16 protein-coding genes are annotated in these 16,823 nt (G+C 70.8%); 2 read left to right on the forward strand and 14 right to left on the reverse strand.

Features of this window, described 5'->3' with window-relative positions:
- From HLK59_RS15065 to HLK59_RS15085, 5 genes are all read right to left on the reverse strand, one after another.
- The coding region (locus HLK59_RS15065; RefSeq protein ID WP_346779734.1) for a PASTA domain-containing protein at window positions 1-1,017 on the reverse strand (1,017 nt) is incomplete at its 3' end.
- Window positions 1,018-1,180: 163 nt separating this feature from the next.
- Complete coding sequence (locus HLK59_RS15070; protein ID WP_171141930.1) at window positions 1,181-2,131, reverse strand: cytochrome c oxidase assembly protein; 951 nt, start codon at window positions 2,129-2,131, stop codon at window positions 1,181-1,183.
- Between the two features lie 112 nt (window positions 2,132-2,243).
- Window positions 2,244-3,269: a 6-phosphofructokinase gene (locus HLK59_RS15075; RefSeq protein WP_171141931.1), complete on the reverse strand. Its 1,026-nt coding sequence runs from the start codon at window positions 3,267-3,269 to the stop codon at window positions 2,244-2,246.
- A gap of 191 nt (window positions 3,270-3,460) precedes the next feature.
- Window positions 3,461-4,189, reverse strand: coding sequence for a glutamine amidotransferase (locus tag HLK59_RS15080; protein ID WP_171141932.1), 729 nt, complete (start codon window positions 4,187-4,189; stop codon window positions 3,461-3,463).
- A gap of 18 nt (window positions 4,190-4,207) precedes the next feature.
- Window positions 4,208-5,446 (reverse strand): MurT ligase domain-containing protein, encoded by a 1,239-nt coding sequence (locus HLK59_RS15085; RefSeq protein WP_171141933.1) that lies wholly within the window; start codon window positions 5,444-5,446, stop codon window positions 4,208-4,210.
- 103 nt (window positions 5,447-5,549) lie between these two features.
- Between HLK59_RS15085 and def the strand changes: the two genes are divergently transcribed.
- Window positions 5,550-6,095 (forward strand): peptide deformylase, encoded by a 546-nt coding sequence (gene def / locus HLK59_RS15090; RefSeq protein ID WP_171141934.1) that lies wholly within the window; start codon window positions 5,550-5,552, stop codon window positions 6,093-6,095.
- Window positions 6,096-6,185: 90 nt separating this feature from the next.
- Here the strand turns inward: def and HLK59_RS15095 are convergent, their stop codons facing one another.
- A complete protein-coding gene (locus HLK59_RS15095) occupies window positions 6,186-6,830 on the reverse strand; it encodes a TetR family transcriptional regulator (protein ID WP_171141935.1) in 645 nt (214 codons plus the stop codon).
- Window positions 6,831-7,002: 172 nt separating this feature from the next.
- On the opposite strand from HLK59_RS15095, the gene HLK59_RS15100 reads away from it, so the two are divergent.
- Window positions 7,003-8,229, forward strand: coding sequence for an acyl-CoA dehydrogenase family protein (locus tag HLK59_RS15100; RefSeq protein WP_171141936.1), 1,227 nt, complete (start codon window positions 7,003-7,005; stop codon window positions 8,227-8,229).
- A gap of 35 nt (window positions 8,230-8,264) precedes the next feature.
- On the opposite strand, the gene HLK59_RS15105 is transcribed toward HLK59_RS15100, so the two are convergent.
- The 8 genes from HLK59_RS15105 to HLK59_RS15140 all read right to left on the reverse strand — a co-directional run bounded on the left by HLK59_RS15105 (window position 8,265) and on the right by HLK59_RS15140 (window position 16,815).
- On the reverse strand, window positions 8,265-9,497 hold the full coding sequence (locus tag HLK59_RS15105; protein ID WP_171141937.1) for a VWA-like domain-containing protein: 1,233 nt from the start codon (window positions 9,495-9,497) through the stop codon (window positions 8,265-8,267).
- Complete coding sequence (locus HLK59_RS15110; protein ID WP_171141938.1) at window positions 9,494-10,720, reverse strand: MoxR family ATPase; 1,227 nt, start codon at window positions 10,718-10,720, stop codon at window positions 9,494-9,496. Before HLK59_RS15110 ends, HLK59_RS15105 begins: the two co-directional genes overlap by 4 nt.
- 55 nt (window positions 10,721-10,775) lie before the next feature.
- On the reverse strand, window positions 10,776-12,152 hold the full coding sequence (locus HLK59_RS15115; RefSeq protein ID WP_171141939.1) for a hypothetical protein: 1,377 nt from the start codon (window positions 12,150-12,152) through the stop codon (window positions 10,776-10,778).
- An 87-nt stretch (window positions 12,153-12,239) separates the two neighbouring features.
- On the reverse strand, window positions 12,240-12,761 hold the full coding sequence (locus tag HLK59_RS15120; RefSeq protein ID WP_171141940.1) for a cupin domain-containing protein: 522 nt from the start codon (window positions 12,759-12,761) through the stop codon (window positions 12,240-12,242).
- Window positions 12,758-13,975, reverse strand: a complete 1,218-nt coding sequence (locus tag HLK59_RS15125) for a cytochrome P450 (RefSeq protein WP_171141941.1) — start codon at window positions 13,973-13,975, stop codon at window positions 12,758-12,760. Before HLK59_RS15125 ends, HLK59_RS15120 begins: the two co-directional genes overlap by 4 nt.
- Window position 13,976: 1 nt before the next feature.
- Entirely contained in the window at window positions 13,977-15,038 is a 1,062-nt protein-coding gene (locus HLK59_RS15130) for a type III polyketide synthase (RefSeq protein WP_171141942.1), read from the reverse strand.
- Window positions 15,039-15,167: 129 nt separating this feature from the next.
- On the reverse strand, window positions 15,168-15,404 hold the full coding sequence (locus tag HLK59_RS15135) for a DUF6213 family protein (protein WP_171141943.1): 237 nt from the start codon (window positions 15,402-15,404) through the stop codon (window positions 15,168-15,170).
- A gap of 25 nt (window positions 15,405-15,429) precedes the next feature.
- Window positions 15,430-16,815, reverse strand: a complete 1,386-nt coding sequence (locus tag HLK59_RS15140) for an NADP-dependent succinic semialdehyde dehydrogenase (protein WP_171141944.1) — start codon at window positions 16,813-16,815, stop codon at window positions 15,430-15,432.
- Window positions 16,816-16,823 lie beyond the last annotated feature (8 nt).

Below are 16,823 nucleotides of genomic sequence, written 5' to 3' on the forward strand. Positions count from 1 at the left end.
GCTTGGCGGCGGGCTGGACGACGGCGGGGCGGACGACGGCGGTGGCGAGGTGCTGCCGGAGCTGGAGCCGGAGCCCGAGCCGGACCCGGGAGTCGACGGCTCGGAGGCCGACGACTGCGGTGGCGTGGTGGTCGTGGGCGGGGGAGTGGTCGTGGACCCGCCCGAGGAACCGGAGCCCCCGGCCACGCTCAGCATCACGTACTCCCCGAACCCCAGCTCGGTCCCGGCCGGCGGATCGGTCGCCGTGACCCGGGCGTCGTCCGGCGGCAGCCCCTTGCTGTCATAGCCGGCCGCGAGCCCCTTGTCGGTCAGCGAGCGTCGGGCCTCTGCGAACGTCGCCCCGGCCAGGCTCGGCACCGCGCGCTTCTCCCGGGTGTCGAAGGCGGCGTCCTTCGCCCCCGAGGTACCGACCGGCCGGCTGATGCCGCGGTCGGTGTCCTCGACGTCGACGAGCGCGATCTTCTCCAGGGGCCGGGGCGCGGGCCGCACCGCGACGACGGAGGAACGGTCGTACCCCTTCCACTCCTGGTTCCCGTCCTCGAACTCGACCGAGATACGGCTCGTGTCACCCGCGAAGGGACGCAGCGGATTCCCGCAGGAGCACTTCACCGCGGGCTGTCCCTGCGCATCGACCAGAATCGCGATTCCGGCCTGGAGTAAAGAGTCGTAGGGAACAGCCTTTCCCTTTTTGTAGTCGTGGTTCTTCACGAGAGTGTCGTGACGCAACAGGACGGGTGTGAGCCGATCGAGATAATCCGGTATCCGATCCGTGGAGATTTCGAGAGCACGCGCCCATGCCTGTGCCTTCTGGTCGTTCCTGGGATCGGTGAGGAATTGCTTGAGCTTGTCGACGTCACAGACGGTCGGTTGCTTCGAACCCCCGTACAGACCGGGGGTGTCGCCCTGTTGCAGACTGCCCCGCACGGGCCGCGACGCGACCTGCGCGTCCTTTCCCAGCCCGCTGTTCTCGTCGAAGAACGGATCGAGCGCGGGCACCCCCGCGGCGACCGCCTTCACCAGCGTCAAAGGCGTCCCGCGGTCGCACCCGCTCAACGCGAGCGTGAGAACCAGCAGAAAGGCAACCTTTGTCACGAGCCTTTGCACGCATGCGCGAAATGTCATCACCGCTCCCCCCGGCGGTTTCCCCAACGCGCTTCATGCTACTGAATGGCGGAAATTTTCAGCGTCCACGTGTGTTCAATGAGGCCAAATAGGCGTTGTATGCCTCGAGTTCCTTGTCGCCATCCCGATCCGCGGCCCGGTCTTTACGCTTGGCCTGTCGCTGTTCCGAGCCGTACCACTGGAACAGCAGCGCGATCAGCACCAGTACGGACGGGATCTCGCTGAACGCCCAGGCGATACCGCCCGCCGCGTTCTGGTCGGAGAGCGCGTCGATGCCGAGCGAGGCGGGCGGGTTCTCGAACGTCTTCACCATCGGGGTGGACGCCATCATCAGCGCGATCCCGAAGAACGCGTGGAACGGCATGCCCGCGAACAGCTCCAGCATCCGCATCAGATAGCCGGGCCGCTCGGGACCGGGATCGACACCGATGATCGGCCAGAAGAACACCACGCCCACGGCGAGGAAGTGCACCATCATCGCGACGTGCCCCGTCTTCGACCCCATCAGGAAGTCGAAGATCGGCGTGAAGTACAGCGCGTACAGGCTCGCGATGAACAGCGGGATGGTGAACGCCGGGTGCGTGATGATCCGCATGTACCGGCTGTGCAGCAGCGCGAGAAGCAGCTCACGCGGTCCCTTGCGCCCCCTGCCCGCGACCGGCAGCGCCCGCAGCGCCAGCGTCATCGGGGCGCCGAGCAGGATGAGGATCGGCGACAGCATGCTGATGACCATGTGCTGCACCATGTGCACGCTGAACATGACCATCCCGTAGTCGTTCAGCCTGGTGCACATCATCAGCCCGATGGACAGCACCCCGGCGACGTACGACACGGTCCGCCACACCGACCAGGCGTCCCCCCGCCGTCTCAGCCGCACGACCCCCCACACGTACAGCACCAGCCCCACGAGGCAGGCGACGAGGAAGAACGGGTCGGCCGACCACTGAAGACCCCGCCCCAGCGTGAACGGCGGCAGATCCATGGTCATGCCGTGCCCGCTGTGATCCATTCCGACGGCTCCTGATTCGTGGGGGTTGTGCGAGTCTGTCCGTCACAGACTAGAACCGCCCCCGGCCGCAGCTGCGACCGGGGGCGGACTCCTCGATTCCGTACGAGCTGCCCTAGAGGACGCACTCGGCTTCCTCGTAGCGCTCCGCGGGAACCGTCTTCAGCGTCTCCACGGCCTCCGCGAGCGGCACCATCAAGATGTCCGTCCCCTGGAGGGCGGTCATGTGGCCGAACTCCCCGCGGTGCACGGCCTCCACCGCGTGCCACCCGAAACGGGTCGCCAGCACCCGGTCGTACGCGGTCGGCGTACCGCCCCGCTGCACATGCCCCAGGATGACCGGCCGCGCTTCCTTCCCCAGCCGCTGCTCCAGCTCGATGGAGAGCTGACGGGCGATCCCGGCGAACCGCTCGTGCCCGTAGATGTCCTTGGCGCCCTCGTCGAACTCCATGGACCCGGCGGCCGGCTTGGCCCCCTCCGCGGCGACGACGATCGCGAACCGCTTGCCCGCCTCGAACCGTTCGCCGACCCGCTTGGCCAACTCCTCAATGTCGAAGGGCCGTTCCGGTACGACGATCGCGTGCGCGCCGGCCGCCATGCCCGAGTGCAGCGCGATCCAGCCGGTGTGCCGCCCCATGACCTCGACGACCAGCACCCGCTGGTGCGACTCGGCGGTGGTCTTGAGCCGGTCCAGGGCCTCCGTGGCCACACCGACGGCCGTGTCGAAGCCGAAGGTGACATCCGTGACCGCGATGTCGTTGTCGATGGTCTTGGGCACGCCCACGATCGGCAGACCGGCGTCCGACATCAGCCGGGCCGCCTTCAGGGTGCCCTCGCCGCCGATCGGGATGATCGCGTCGAGACCGAGGTCCTGGACATGCCCCCTGGCCCGCTCGACCCCGTCACGCAGATGCGAGGGCTGGACCCGGGAGGAGCCGAGGATGGTGCCGCCGCGGGCCAGGATGCCGCCCACCGCGTCGAGGTCGAGCTTGAGGTAGTCGCACTCCAGGAGGCCCTTCCAGCCGTCCCGGAAGCCGATGACCTCGTCGCCGTGGTCGACGACGGCGCGGTGCACGACGGACCGGATGACGGCGTTCAGGCCGGGGCAGTCGCCGCCGGACGTGAGGACACCAATGCGCATAGCCCGAAACAACCTTCTCAACGTGGGCCGGGGACCGGACCACGCTGTCCGGCTCGATCCCCGCCACCCTAGCGGCAGGAGGGGGCGGGGTCGTACCGTGCGTCCGCCTGCTGGACGACCCCGCTCAGGTGTGCGGAGACATCGTCAGACGGGCTGGTAAAAGCTGCCTGGAGGCCAGGTGAAATCGCAGCTCAGGCAGGCTGCTGTGCGGCGGCGATGCGCTCGGTGCGCAGCGCCTCGTACCAGCGGTCGTCGGTGGGCGGCAGCGCGTTCACGTCGAGCGCCAGCTTCAGCAGCAGATCGGCGATGAGCGGGTTCCGCGCCAGCACCGGGCCGTGCATGTAGGTACCGAAGACGGTGTCGTTGTACGCGCCCTCCGTACCGTCGCCCGTCCCGTTGCCGTTGCCGAACTTGACCTGGGCCAGCGGGCGGGCCGTCGGTCCGAGGTGGGTGACGCCCTGGTGGTTCTCGAAGCCGGTCAGCGAGGGCAGACCGAGCCGCGGGTCGATGTCCGCGAGCACGTCACCGACGCACCGCTCGCCCTCACCGCGTACCGAGACCACGTCGAGCAGCCCGAGGCCGGGCTCGCGCTGGCCGAGGTCGTTGATGAACTCGTGGCCGAGGATCTGGTAGCCGGCGCACACCGAGAAGACGATCGCGCCGTTCTCCACGGCCCGGTGCAGACCGCCGTCCCGGCGCAGCCGCTCGGCCGCGAGCCGCTGCGGACGGTCCTCGCCGCCGCCGATGAGATAGATGTCCCCGGAGGTCGGGATCGGCTGGTCACTGCGTACGTCGAGACGGGCCACGTCGAGGCCGCGCTGCCGCGCCCGGCGCTCCACGACCAGGACGTTGCCCTGGTCGCCGTAGGTGCTGAGCAGGTCGGGATAGATCCAGACGACCCGCAGCTGGTTGTCGCTCACAAAAGTCCCCTGAGTGTGTCAGTTGCCGACGCGGCGGCGCAGGTCCTGGAAGGCGGTGTAGTTCGCGATGACCTCGATGCGGCCCGGCGGGCACATCTGCACGGCCTGTTCGAGGTTCTCGCAGACCTGGAAGTGCTGGTTCGCGACCTCCAGTCGGACCGCGAGGTCGAGCTTCCGGTCGCCGAGCACACAGATCGGATGGCCGGTCAGACGCGTGTAGTCGACGTCCCACAGCCAGGAGGTGTCGGTGCCGTCGGCGCCGCGCGCGTTCACCGAGAGGATCACCGGGGTGGGCGGCGGATCGATCAGGCTGAACGTTTCGAGCCAGCCCGCGGGGTTCTTCGCGAGCAGCAGTCGCAGGTCCCGCTCCTGGAACTGCACGACGTCGTAGCGTCCGGCCACGGCCTGCACCTGGTACATGCGCTCCAGGGCGACCTGCGGCGGTACCCCGAAGACGGCGGCGACGGCGGCCGAGGAGGCGGCGTTGGCCTTGTTGGCGCGGCCGGGCAGCTGGAGGTGGATGGGCCACGCGGAGCCGTGCGGGTCGAGCACATGGTCCCCGGACAGCGCCCAGCTCGGCGTGGGCCGGCGGAAGCCGCACTCACCGCAGAACCAGTCGTCGCCCGGCCGCTGCATCACACCGCCGCAGGCCGGGCAGGACCAGGCGTCGTCCTTCCACATCTGCCCCGCGGCGACCCAGATCACGTTGGGGGAGGAGGAGGCGGCCCACACGACGAGCGGGTCGTCGGCGTTGGCGATGATGACGGCCTTGCTGCCCGCCAGCCCCTCGCGCCAGTTCTCGGCGAGCATGCGGGTCTCGGCGGCCCGGTCCAGCTGGTCGCGGGAGAGGTTGAGCAGGGCGATGCACTTCGGGTCGGTGTCCCGGGCGACACCGGCGAGATACTTCTCGTCGACCTCGATCACGCCGTACCGCGCCTCGGATCCACCGGCGAGCGCCGAGGTGATGCCGGCGGGCATGTTGGCGCCGAGCGCGTTGGAGACGACCGGCCCCGCGGCGCCCAGCGCCTCGGCGATGAGCCGGGTCGTGGTCGTCTTGCCGTTGGTCGCCGAGACCAGGACGACGTCCAGGTTCTGGGCGAGCCGGGCGAGAAGGTCGGGGTCGAGTTTGAGTGCCACCCGGCCGCCGATCACCGAACCGCTGCCGCGCCCCGCGGCGCGCGATGCCGCTGCGACCGCCTTACCGGCGGTCACGGCGATCTTGGCCCGCGGCGTGAGCGGGTCCGAGTTGCCTGCCATCAGTTCTCGATCCTCCTTGCGTACGCGCCGCGCCTGACGGCAACGTGGTGGTGGTCAGCCTATCGAGATCCATTCGCACTCCCGAATCCGTACCCTTGCCGACATGCGACACGGTTTGATTCCGGGCACCCGCGGACGGGTGCGGCCGATGACTCTCCTCGGCGATCCGGTACTGCATTCCCCCTGCGAGGACGTCACAGACTTCGGTCCCGAACTGGCGTCCCTGGTCGAGGATCTGTTCGCCACGATGTACGCCGCCGAGGGCGTCGGCCTGGCCGCGAACCAGGTGGGCGAGTCCCTGCGAGTCTTCGTGTACGACTGCCCGGACGACGAGGACGTCCGGCATCTGGGCCATGTCGTGAACCCGCGGTTGGTGGAAGCCGACGGCGTGGTGCTGCGGGGCCCGGAGGGCTGCCTGTCCCTGCCGGGCCTGGAGGCCGGAACGGAACGGTACGACCACGCGGTGGTGGAGGGCTTCACGGTGACGGGCGACCGGGTGAGGCTCCATGGCACGGGCTTCTTCGCAAGGTGCTTGCAGCATGAGACGGACCACCTGGAGGGCCGTGTGTACGCGGACCACCTGACGGGTTGGCGCCACCGCAGACTGATGCGACAGGTGGCCCGAGCCTCTTGGGGCCGGTCCGGCTGACGTACCTCAGGGGCGCGGGGCTGTGTCGATTTGCGGCTCCGCCGCGTGGGCGCGACAAGCCCCCACCGGCCGGTGGACGAGACACAACCCTCAGAACCCGGGACCGCCCACTTTGTCCCCCGCCGCCGCCAGCCGACCCCACAACAGATCAGCCAGGCTCCGCACCAACTCGGCCCGGGAACAAGGCCGTTCCCCCAGCCACCAGTCTCCGGCCGCATGCATCATCCCGACGATCCCATGCCCCCACACCCGGGCCAGCTGCTGCCCGCCCGGCCCGAGATCCAGCCGGTCCTCGATGACCTGGGCCAACTCCTCGCCCATCCGCCGAAGCAGCGGCACGGAGTGCTTGCCCACATCGAACCCGGGGTCCCCGGACGGCGCGCCCTCCGCCGGATGCATCAGGAAGCGGTACACCTGAGGCCGCGCCTCGATCGCGGCGAGGTACGTGTCGAGCGTCGCCTCCACCCGCTCCCGCCGATCCGCCGGAGCGTCCAGCGCGGCCCGCAGGGAATCCAGCAACGCGTCCGTATGCCTCTTGGCCAAAGCCGCGTAAAGTCCCCCCTTGTCGCCGAAGTGGCGGTAGAGGATCGGCTTGGTGATGCCGGCTTCCGCGGCGATCGCGTTCATGGAGGCCTGCGGTCCGTCACGCAGGACCACTCTGTCCGCGGCTTCCAGCAGCTCGCGCCGACGGCGGTCGGCGGACTTCTGCTGATCGGTCCGCTGCGTGGTGTCCATGAGCTCTCCCCACCCGTGCTGATTCGGTGACGCCTGCGCAAACTAACACTCAACATGCCCGACGCATCGAACGGGCTACCGAGCGGTCATCAGGAGTTGACTTTTCCTACCGACCGGTAACAGACTCGGGTTACCGCTAGTAACATGCACGTGCGCCGCCGCTGGAGGGGACATGGCCGAGTTCACCATGGAGCTCAACGACGAACAGAAGGAGGTCCGGGACTGGTTGCACGGTTTCGCCGCCGATGTGATCCGGCCCGCGGCCGCCGAATGGGACGAGCGTGAGGAGACTCCCTGGCCGGTCATCCAGGAGGCCGCCAAGGTCGGCATCTACTCACTCGACTTCTACGCCCAGCAGTACTTCGACTCCACCGGCCTCGGCATCCCCATGGCCATGGAGGAGCTGTTCTGGGGTGACGCGGGCATCGCCCTGTCGATCGTCGGTACCGGTCTGGCCGCCGTGGGCGTCCTCGCCAACGGCACCGAGGAGCAGATCGGCACCTGGATCCCGCAGATGTACGGCGACGCGAACGACGTCAAGGTCGCCGCGTTCTGCTCCTCCGAGCCCGACGCCGGCTCGGACGTGGCCTCGATGCGCACCCGCGCGGTGTACGACGAGGCCAAGGACGAGTGGGTGCTCAACGGCACGAAGACCTGGGCGACCAACGGCGGTATCGCCAACGTCCACGTCGTCGTCGCGGTCATCGACTCCGAGCTCGGCTCCAAGGGCCACGCGTCCTTCATCATCCCGCCGAACACACCCGGCCTGTCCCAGGGCCAGAAGTTCAAGAAGCACGGCATCCGCGCCTCCCACACCGCCGAGGTGGTGCTGGAGAACGTCCGCGTCCCCGGCTCCTGCCTCCTCGGCGGCAAGGAGAAGCTGGACGAGCGCCTGGCCCGCGCCCGCGAGCGCGCCAAGGCGGGCGGCGAGCGCGTGAAGAACGCCGCGATGGCCACCTTCGAGGCCTCCCGTCCGGCCGTCGGCGCGATGGCGGTCGGCACCGCCCGCGCCGCGTACGAGGTCGCCCTCGACTACGCCAAGACCCGTGAGCAGTTCGGCCGCCCGATCATCGACAACCAGGGCGTCGCCTTCCAGCTCGCCGACATGCGCACCTCCATCGACGCCGCCCGCCTCCTGGTCTGGCGCGCCTCCTGGATGGCCATCAACGGCAGGCCGTTCACCGCGGCCGAGGGCTCGATGTCCAAGCTCTTCGCGAGCGAGACGGCGAAGAAGGTCACGGCCCAGGCGATCCAGATACTCGGCGGCAACGGCTACACCCGGGAGTACCCGGTGGAGCGCATGCACCGTGACGCCGCGATCTACACGATCTTCGAGGGCACGAGCGAGATCCAGCGCCTGGTGATCGCCCGCACCCTGTCGGGGATGCCGATCCGATAGCGCCACCCGGGGCGTCGGCACGGCAGCCGGCGCCCCTACCCGATGTCCACCACCCGCGCCCAGTCGGGCGGGGCGTCCGGCACGTAGTCCGGATCGTCCTCGTCCCGGGAAGCGGACCGGGGGAAGAGCCCCACCACGGTCCGGCACGCCGGCCGGGTGTCCGGCCAGGGTGTCTGGCCGTCCGTCAGGACCACGACGACATCGGGCTTGGGCCTCGCCCGCAGCGCCCTGGCGAAGCCCGTACGCAGATCCGTTCCCCCACCGCCCGTCAGCGGGATGCCCTCGCCGCGGCACAGCGGATGGACGAACCGGGCCGCCGCGTCGCACGGCAGCACGGAGACCAGGTCGCGCCGGCCGCCCACGGCACGCGCGATGGCGGCGACCTCCAGCAGCGCACTGCCCAGTTCCGCGTCGCTGACCGACCCGGACGTGTCGATCACCACGGAGACCCGGGGCGGTCTGCGCCGCAGGCTCGGCAGCACGGCACCGGGCACGGAGGCCGAGCGCCGCGAAGGACGGCCGTACGTGTAGTCCTCGCCCACACCGGGACCGGAGGCCGCCGAGCGGACCGCGGCACCCAGCAACTCCCGCCACCGCTGCGGCGGATGGAAGGCGTCCTCTGCCCACCGCTGCCAGCCCTGCGGGGTCGTCCCCGGACGCGCGGTGATGCCCTGGGCGACCCGGAACCGGACGGCGTCCCGTTCCTGCGTGCTCAGGCCGTGCGCGCCGTTCGGGCCCAGGTCCCACTCCCGGTCCAGCCCGTCGGCACCGCTGCCGCAGTCCAGCCAGGCGAGATCCCGCGTCAGCGGCCCGAGCCGGAACTGGCGCAGGTAGTCCTCCATGAGCTGCCCGGCGGGCAGCCGCAGCGACTCCGGACGGACCGCGCCCTCGGGCCGGAGCAGGCCGTCACCGAAGGCGTCGTCGTTGATCTCGCAGTCCGCGGCGATGTTCATCCGCAGCCGTTCCCCGGCCCCGGTCAGCCCGCGTTCCCGTGCCACCCGGTCCCCGCGCCCGTGATGGTCGCGCAGCAGATGCGACACCTCGTGCACCCACACCCCGGCCAGCTCCTCGACGGGCGTGCGGTCCACGAACCCCGGTGAGACATAGCACCGCCAGTGCCGGTCGACGGCCATGGTCGGCACCCGCGGGGACGCGACCGTGTGCAGGGCGAACAGGGCCGTCGCGAGATAGGGCCGGGCCCGCGCGGCCTGCAAGCGGGCCGCGAAGAGCTTGTCGAGATCCAGCGCCCCGGGCGCCTCCGCGCTCAACGGCCCGCCCTCGCCGCGGCCTTGGCGCGCGTCGCCGCCTCGTCGGCCCGCCGGGACAGGGTCACCACCCCGGCGAGCCGCTCGATCGACGGCGGCACCTCCCAGTCCTCCTGCCGCAGCGAGGCGAGCGTGCTCGCGGGCACGACCACCAGGTCCGGGGCCCCGGTCTCCACCGCCCGGACCAGCAGCGCCCACGCGGCGTCCCAACGGGCCCGGTCCGGACGTGCGCGGACCGCCGCCACCACCCCGTCGAGCGCGGCCTGCCGCAGATCACCCCGCTCGGGCAGCACGGCCCCCGCCGGATCGGCGAGCAGCGACTCGGGGTCGGGCAGGTCCATCCGGTCGATGCTCGCCAGCAGTTCGAGCCCCGGCCCGTCCCCCACGGTTCCCCGGACCAGCAGGGACAGCACATCGCGGGAGGAGCCGGCCGCGGTCGCGAAGGCGATCAGGCTCAGCGTCATGTCCCAGCTGCGGGGCGAGGGCCAGGGGCCGCCCCGGCGGGTCTCGCTGTTGGGCAGCCGGTGCACGAGCGCCGGGCGGGCGGCGAGGAGCCCGCACACCGCCCGCCGTGCGAAGTCCACGGCGTCCGGCAGCTTCTCCGGGGCGAGCCGCGGCAGCGTCGCGCGCGGCCAGGTCCCGCCGAGACCGCGTACGACGACCTCGTGGTCGTGGATCCACTGGAGATGGACGAACCGGTTGGCCAGCGGCGGGCTCAGCTCCCAGCCGTCGGCCGCCGAGGACCGCGGGTTGGCGGCGGCCACGATCCGCACCCCGGGCGGCAGCCGAAGGGCACCGATCCGCCGTTCCAGCACGAGCCGGAGCAGGGCGGCCTGCACGGCGGGCGGCGCGGTGGACAGCTCGTCCAGGAACAACAGGCCCCGGCCGGCCCGCACCAGGCGTACGGCCCAGTCCGGCGGGGCCATCGGGACGCCCTGTTCGGCGGGGTCGTCCCCTACGACGGGCAGCCCCGAGAAGTCGGAGGGCTCGTGCACGCTGGCGATCACCGTCGTCAGGGGCAGGTCGAGGGCCGTGGCCAGCTGGGTCAGGGCCGCGGTCTTCCCGATGCCGGGCTCGCCCCACAACAGCACGGGCAGATCGGCGGCCACGGCCAGGGTCAGGGCCTCCAGCTGGATGTCGGGGCGCGGTTCGGTGGTGGTGTCGCGGAGCAGGGCCAACAGGTCGCCGGCGACGTCGAGTTGGGAGACGGGCGTACAAGTGGACATATGTGATCACCTTTGATGGCAGAGAGAGGTGCGAGGAAAGGGGAGGTGCGGCAGGTCAGCCGCGGGTGGCGAGGCGCGGGCGGGCGCGACGGGCGCGCGGACGGGGCGCGGGCAGGGGGAGGCGACCGGGCCCGGGGCCGACGAGGCCGGCCCTGAACAGCCCGTACACGACCCGCTGTTGCGCGGCCGCCTCCAGCTCGTCGCGCAGCGCACCGCCGCGCAGCACCGCATCGGGCCCGAGCAGCCCCTCCACGACGGCCAGCGCACCGGACACGTCCCCGTGCGCGAGGCGTTCACGGACGTCGTCGAGGCACTCCGGATGCCGGTGCGTCTCGTCGATGACCCGCAGACAGGGCAACGGCGTGCCGCTCAGCGCGGCCAGCAGTTCCTCACGCCGGACCTCGGCGGGATCGTGGTCCAGCGGGGCGAGCACCCCGTCGACCAGGCCGATCCGGTGCAGGGCGCCCCGGCACTCCACGAGACGGGGCCGCCCCGCCGGATCCGGGGGCGGGGACGAGGGGTTCGGTACATGTCCCGGTACGAGTGCCGGGGCGACCAGCGGATGCAGCCGCCCGGCGTCGATCGCACCGGTGCGGAGCAGCTCCAGGTCGGGCAGCACCCAGGTCGCGGCGTCGGGCAGGACCGGCAGTGCGGAGGCACCCGCAGACGTGGACGCCTCGGTGATGCGCATCGCCGGCGGCCCGTCCCGGTCGGCGGTCAGCTCCAGGGCCAGCCGATGCCCGGCTCCGCACCGCACGCCCACGCGGCCGTCGGACCGGCCCTCGGCGTGGAGCAGGATCGCGGCCTCGGCCGCCCAGCGGTCGACGGCACAGCGGCGCCCGTGCGGCACCAGCCCCAGGACGGCCGGATCCGTGACGGGAGGGGCGTCGACGCCCGCGCGGACCCGCAGCTCGTCGGCCCTGCGCGCGTCCCACAGGTGTCGGTGCAGGTCGAGCCGGTACCGCCGGTGGGGCGGGGGATGCGGACGGCGGCCGCCCCCGGCCTCGGAGCCGGACGATCCGTCCCACAGGGTGAGACCGATCCGCTGCCCGGCATCCGCCCAGGCGGGCGGAGTCCGCGCCACGAGATGCACCTGCCGCTTGCCGCCACCGTCGTAGCGGGCCAGCGTGAGGGTCACGTCCGGGCGCAACAGTCCGTCGGGAGCGATCCTCGGCATGTGCCAGCGCAGCAGGTCGGGAGCCAGATACCGCAGATCGGCCCGGACCCGGGCGGCGAGCTCCCCGCCGTGGACACGGGCGACGGAACGCAATCGGAGATCGACATCGAAGCCGGCGGCGGCACAGGCCCCGCCCCAGTCACCGGCGAGGCGCCGGGCGGTCGCGGTCTCGATCATGGAGGGCGGCACGGCGAACTCGCGCACGCGCAGCCAGAGGGAAAGGCGGGAGTCCCCGGTCACGGGCGAAGTGAGCATCAGCACTCACCTTGCGCGGACGGGTCCCCCAATCTGTGAACAGAGTGAGTGGTCATCGAGGCGATCGTAGCTTCGACTCCCAGCCTGTCAACGGTGTTTCAGCGGCGTCAGCTGCTCGATGTCGTACCGTCCGCGCAGTTCCCCGATCGCCGCGTGGTCCGGCGGACCCCCGTCGCCCAGGATCTCCAGGAGCTCCTCGAAGTACCGCTCGTGATCCGGCGGCGGGGACGCCTGGAAGAACATCTTGGCGGGGGAGTCCGTCGGGTTGGCGAACGCGTGCGGGCAGCCGGGCGGTACGACGATGACCGTCCCCGGGGTCGCACGTACCACCCGACCGCCCGAACTCGACTCCCAGCGCTGCCAGTTGTCGGGGGTACGGATCCGCGGCTCGAAGGCGAGGACGTCCAGCTCGCCTTCGAGCACGTAGAACAACTCCTCGCTGCGGGTGTGCACATGGGCGCCCACATCGAAGCCGGGCGGCACGATCACCTCGAAGGTGGACGCCGTCCGGGAGTGCGAGCCCGTCACCTTGAAGGTCACGTGCTGGGCCGGGGTCCGCACGACCCGGCCGTGCCCCGGCGGCACCAGGAGCCCTTCGGAAGCCGTCACCACGTCACCGGAAGGGCCTCGGGACCACGGATCAACGCACCCTTCCGGAAGGGGACCTGCTCGGCCGGCACCGCCAGCCGCAGGCCCGGAAAACGGTCCAGCAGAGCGTCGACCAGCAGCTCGGACTCCAGACGGGCCAGCATGCCGCCGGGGCAGTAGTGCGGGCCGAAGCCGAAGGACACATGCGGGTTGGGGCTGCGGGAGAAGTCGATGGTCTCCGGGTACGGGAAGGCACTCGGGTCGCGGTTCGCGGACAGGTACGACACATAGACCGCGTCGCCCGCCCGGATCCGTACGCCCTGGATCCCGACGTCCTCCAGGGCGATCCGGGACAGACCGACCGCGTTGCGGTGCGGGATGTAGCGCAGCAGTTCGTCGATGGCCTGCGGACGGATGTCCGGCTCGACGCGCAGCCGGTCGGCGAGGTCCGGGCGGGTGAGCAGCAGATAGAACATCTGACCGCTGTTGTTGGTCACCGCCTCGCCGCCGATCTGGAGCAGGACCGCGAGGCCCACCGCCTCCTCCAGGCTCACCTCACCGCGTCCCACGGCCGCCCCGAGCAGGGACGCCACGTCCTCGCCGGTGCTGCCCTCGCGCAGTCCGATGAGGTCGGCGAAGTAGGCGCCCATCTCGTTCCTGGCCTTCTCGCTGACGTTCTTGCCGTGCGAGGAGGACAGGATCAGCTGGGTCCAGGTGTGCATGCCGTGCCGGTCGGCGGCCGGGACACCCATCAGCTCGCAGATCACCGCGATGGGGAACGGCGTCAGGACGGTGGCCGTCAGATCGGCCGGCGGGCCGTCCTGCACCAGTTCGTCGACCAGCTCGTCCAGCATCCGCCGGGACTTCTCGCGGATCCGCTCCACGCCCTTCGCGGTGAAGGCGGCGGCCACCGAGCGGCGCAGCCGGGTGTGGTCCGGCGGATCCAGGAAGCCCACCGCGCCGCGGGCCGGGATGAAGTGCGGGGCGAGCCGGGTGACCCCGGGCCGGTCCATGACGGCCTCGCGGCTGAAGCGGGGGTCGTTGGTCACCATCCGCACGTCCTCGTACCGGGTGACCAGCCAGGCCCAGCCCTCACCGTTGGGCAGCTGGATCCGGGTGAGAGGACCCTCGCGCATCAGCTCGGTGAGCACCGGGTCGAAGTCCACACCGCTCAGGTCGAGCGCGGGCCAGTGGCGGACGGGGGGCAGGATCTCGGTGATCGTCTCTTCGGTCATCTCATGCCGTCTCTGCGTAGCGCTGCCAGCGGCCCAGGGCCATTTCCGCGGTGATGCCGGGTCCGAACCCGGCGAGCAGCCCGCGCGCCCGGTCGTGCGCGCCGCCCTCGTCGAACAGCCGGCGCAGCGCGTCCAGGACGACGGCGCTGGCGATGTTCCCGTACTCGGTGAGCGTGGCCCGGCTGAACCGGAACGCGTCCGGGTCGACCTGAAGGAACTTGCTGAGGTCGTCGAGGATGCGGGGTCCGCCCGCGTGGACGATGTAGAAGTCCAGGTCGGCGGCGTCCCAGCCGTGCAGCCCCGCGAGGTCCTGGAGTGCGGGGGCGAGCGGCTCCATGGTGGCGGGCACCCGCTTGTCCAGCTGGAAGTGGAATCCGGTCGCCCGGACGTCGTACATGATCCACTCCTCGGTCTTGGGGATCAGATACGAGCCGTTGCGCTCCAGTGAGATCCCCTCGCCGCCCCGTCCGCGCACCACGGCGGCGGCGATCCCGTCCCCGAACAGTCCGTTGGACAGCAGGTTGCCGATGCCGAGGTCGGTGGGCTGGTAGCACAGCGAGCAGAACTCGCAGGCCACGATGAGGGCGTTGGCCTCGGGATAGGCCGTGCAGAAGTCGTGCGCCCGGTTGATCGCGGCCCCGCCGGCCGCGCAGCCCAGCTGCGCTATGGGGAGCTGGCGGGTGGTGCTCTCGAAGTCCATCTCGTTGATCAGCCAGGCCGTCAGCGAGGGCATCATGAAGCCCGTGCAGGACACGTAGATGATGACATCGATGTCGCTGGTCAGAAGCTCGGCGTCGTCGAGCGCCCGCTGCACCACGGCCGGCACCCGCGCCTTCGCCTCGGCCACGTAGACCTTGTTGCGCTCCTCGAAGCCCGGATGCTTCAGCGTCTCCTCGATGGGCTGCACGACGTGGCGGGTACGCACCCCGGTGTTCTCGATCAGCCGGAGGGCCAGGGCCAGTTGGGGATGGTCGGAGTGCCGGGAGCGGGCCAGCTCCAGCGTCTCCTCCATCGTGATCACGTACTCCGGGACGGACACCGAGGGTCTGCACAACGTCGCCATGTACTGTGCCTGCCTTCACCTCAGGAAGTGGTCCAGTCCACGATCACCTGAGAGGCCGACGACTTCGCGCGGGGTTACTCCAAACGCGGGACGCCTCGGGCACCGGCGGACGACGTCCGTCAGTGGCCCCTACGGCGCCGACCCGCTGCTGTGCGCGATGCACGCCACATCGATACGATCCGCCAGCTTCGCCAGCTCGATCGTCAGCGCGGCCACCGTGTCCTCATCGAGGCCGTCCTCGCCGGCCTCGACAAGATGCAGCCACCGTCCACCCACGGTCCGCAAAAGCTTGCTCACATCGGCGGCGGACACCTGCAAGGTCCCGCGGTCATCGACGATCAGAGGCAAAGTCACTTCGCGGTTCACACCGGGGATGTTAGCCGCGCAAGCGTCACGCTCCGTGCCAAACCGTCGTGATGTTGCAGAACTCGCGGATTCCGTGCCCGGACAGCTCACGCCCGTAGCCGGACCGCTTCACCCCGCCGAACGGGAACGCCGGATGCGAGGCGGTCATGCCGTTGAAGAACACGCCGCCGGCCTCCAGATCCCGTGCGAACCGGTCGACCTCGGCCTCGTCCCGGGTCCACACGTTCGAACTCAGCCCGAAGGGTGAGTCGTTGGCGATGAGCACGGCCTCGTCGAGGTCACCCGCGCGGTACAGCGTGGCGACCGGCCCGAAGGCCTCCTCGCGGTGGATCCGCATCTCGCGGGTGATACCGGCGAGCACGGTCGGCGGGTAGAACCAGCCGTCCCCGTCGGGCCGCTCGCCGCCGCACAGCACGCTCGCGCCACTGCGCCTGGCGTCGTCGACCAGCTCCTCCAGTTCCGCCCGTCCCTGCTCGCTCGACAGCGGACCGACGTCGGTCTCCTCCGCCAGGGGATCGCCGACCCGCAGCGCCTCCATGCCCTCGACGAACCGTTCGGCGAAGGCGTCGTACACGTCCGTGTGGACGATGAACCGCTTGGCGGCGATGCAGGACTGCCCGTTGTTCTGGACACGCGCCGTGACCGCGATCCGCGCGGCCCGGTCGATGTCGGCGGAGGGCATGACCACGTACGGGTCGCTGCCGCCGAGCTCCAGCACGGTCTTCTTGATCATCTCCCCGCACACCGAGGCGACCGCCCGCCCGGCGGGCTCACTGCCGGTGAGCGTGGCCGCCTTGACGCGTTCGTCGCGCAGGATCTCCTCGACCTCGCCGGAGCCGATGAGGAGGGTCTGGAAGGTGCCCTCCGAGTAGCCCGCCTGGTGGAAGAGGTCCTCCAGGAAGAGGGCGGTCTGGGGGACGTTGGAGGCGTGCTTGAGGAGGCCGACGTTGCCGGCCATGAGCGCGGGCGCGGCGAACCGGATCACCTGCCAGAGCGGGAAGTTCCACGGCATCACGGCGAGCACCGGGCCGATCGGCCGGTACCGCACGCGGACCCGGGAGGCGCCCGAGTCCTTCACGTCGAACTCCGAGGGCTCCTCGTCGGCCAGCAGCGACTCCGCGTGCTCGGCGTACCAGCGCATCGCCTTGGCGCACTTGGCCGCCTCGGCGCGGGCCTGCTTGACCGGCTTGCCCATCTCGGTGGTCATGACCTTGGCGATGTCCGGCGCGATGTCGTCGAGCAGACCGGCCGCCCGGTGCAGCAGCCGGGCGCGCTCGGCGAACGGCGTCGTGCGGTACGTGCGGAACGTGGCCTCCGCGAGCTGGAGCCTGCGCTCGATCTCCTCGGGGCCCATGGCCTCGTACGTCCTGAGCGTCTCGCCGTTCGCCGGGTTCACCGTCGCGATGGGCATGACCGACC

The organism is Streptomyces sp. S3(2020) (genome assembly GCF_013044505.1).
GTDB lineage: Bacteria > Actinomycetota > Actinomycetes > Streptomycetales > Streptomycetaceae > Streptomyces.

Bases quoted from the DNA above. Each gene is read 5' to 3' on its own strand.
- HLK59_RS15070 (WP_171141930.1), bottom strand. From the start codon at position 2,131: ATGGATCACAGCGGGCACGGCATGACCATGGATCTGCCGCCGTTCACG.
- HLK59_RS15075 (WP_171141931.1), bottom strand. From the start codon at position 3,269: ATGCGCATTGGTGTCCTCACGTCCGGCGGCGACTGCCCCGGCCTGAAC.
- HLK59_RS15085 (WP_171141933.1), bottom strand. From the start codon at position 5,446: ATGGCAGGCAACTCGGACCCGCTCACGCCGCGGGCCAAGATCGCCGTG.
- def (WP_171141934.1), top strand. From the start codon at position 5,550: ATGCGACACGGTTTGATTCCGGGCACCCGCGGACGGGTGCGGCCGATG.
- HLK59_RS15095 (WP_171141935.1), bottom strand. From the start codon at position 6,830: ATGGACACCACGCAGCGGACCGATCAGCAGAAGTCCGCCGACCGCCGT.
- HLK59_RS15100 (WP_171141936.1), top strand. From the start codon at position 7,003: ATGGCCGAGTTCACCATGGAGCTCAACGACGAACAGAAGGAGGTCCGG.
- HLK59_RS15110 (WP_171141938.1), bottom strand. From the start codon at position 10,720: ATGTCCACTTGTACGCCCGTCTCCCAACTCGACGTCGCCGGCGACCTG.
- HLK59_RS15115 (WP_171141939.1), bottom strand. From the start codon at position 12,152: ATGCTCACTTCGCCCGTGACCGGGGACTCCCGCCTTTCCCTCTGGCTG.
- HLK59_RS15125 (WP_171141941.1), bottom strand. From the start codon at position 13,975: ATGACCGAAGAGACGATCACCGAGATCCTGCCCCCCGTCCGCCACTGG.
- HLK59_RS15130 (WP_171141942.1), bottom strand. From the start codon at position 15,038: ATGGCGACGTTGTGCAGACCCTCGGTGTCCGTCCCGGAGTACGTGATC.
- HLK59_RS15140 (WP_171141944.1), bottom strand. From the start codon at position 16,815: ATGCCCATCGCGACGGTGAACCCGGCGAACGGCGAGACGCTCAGGACG.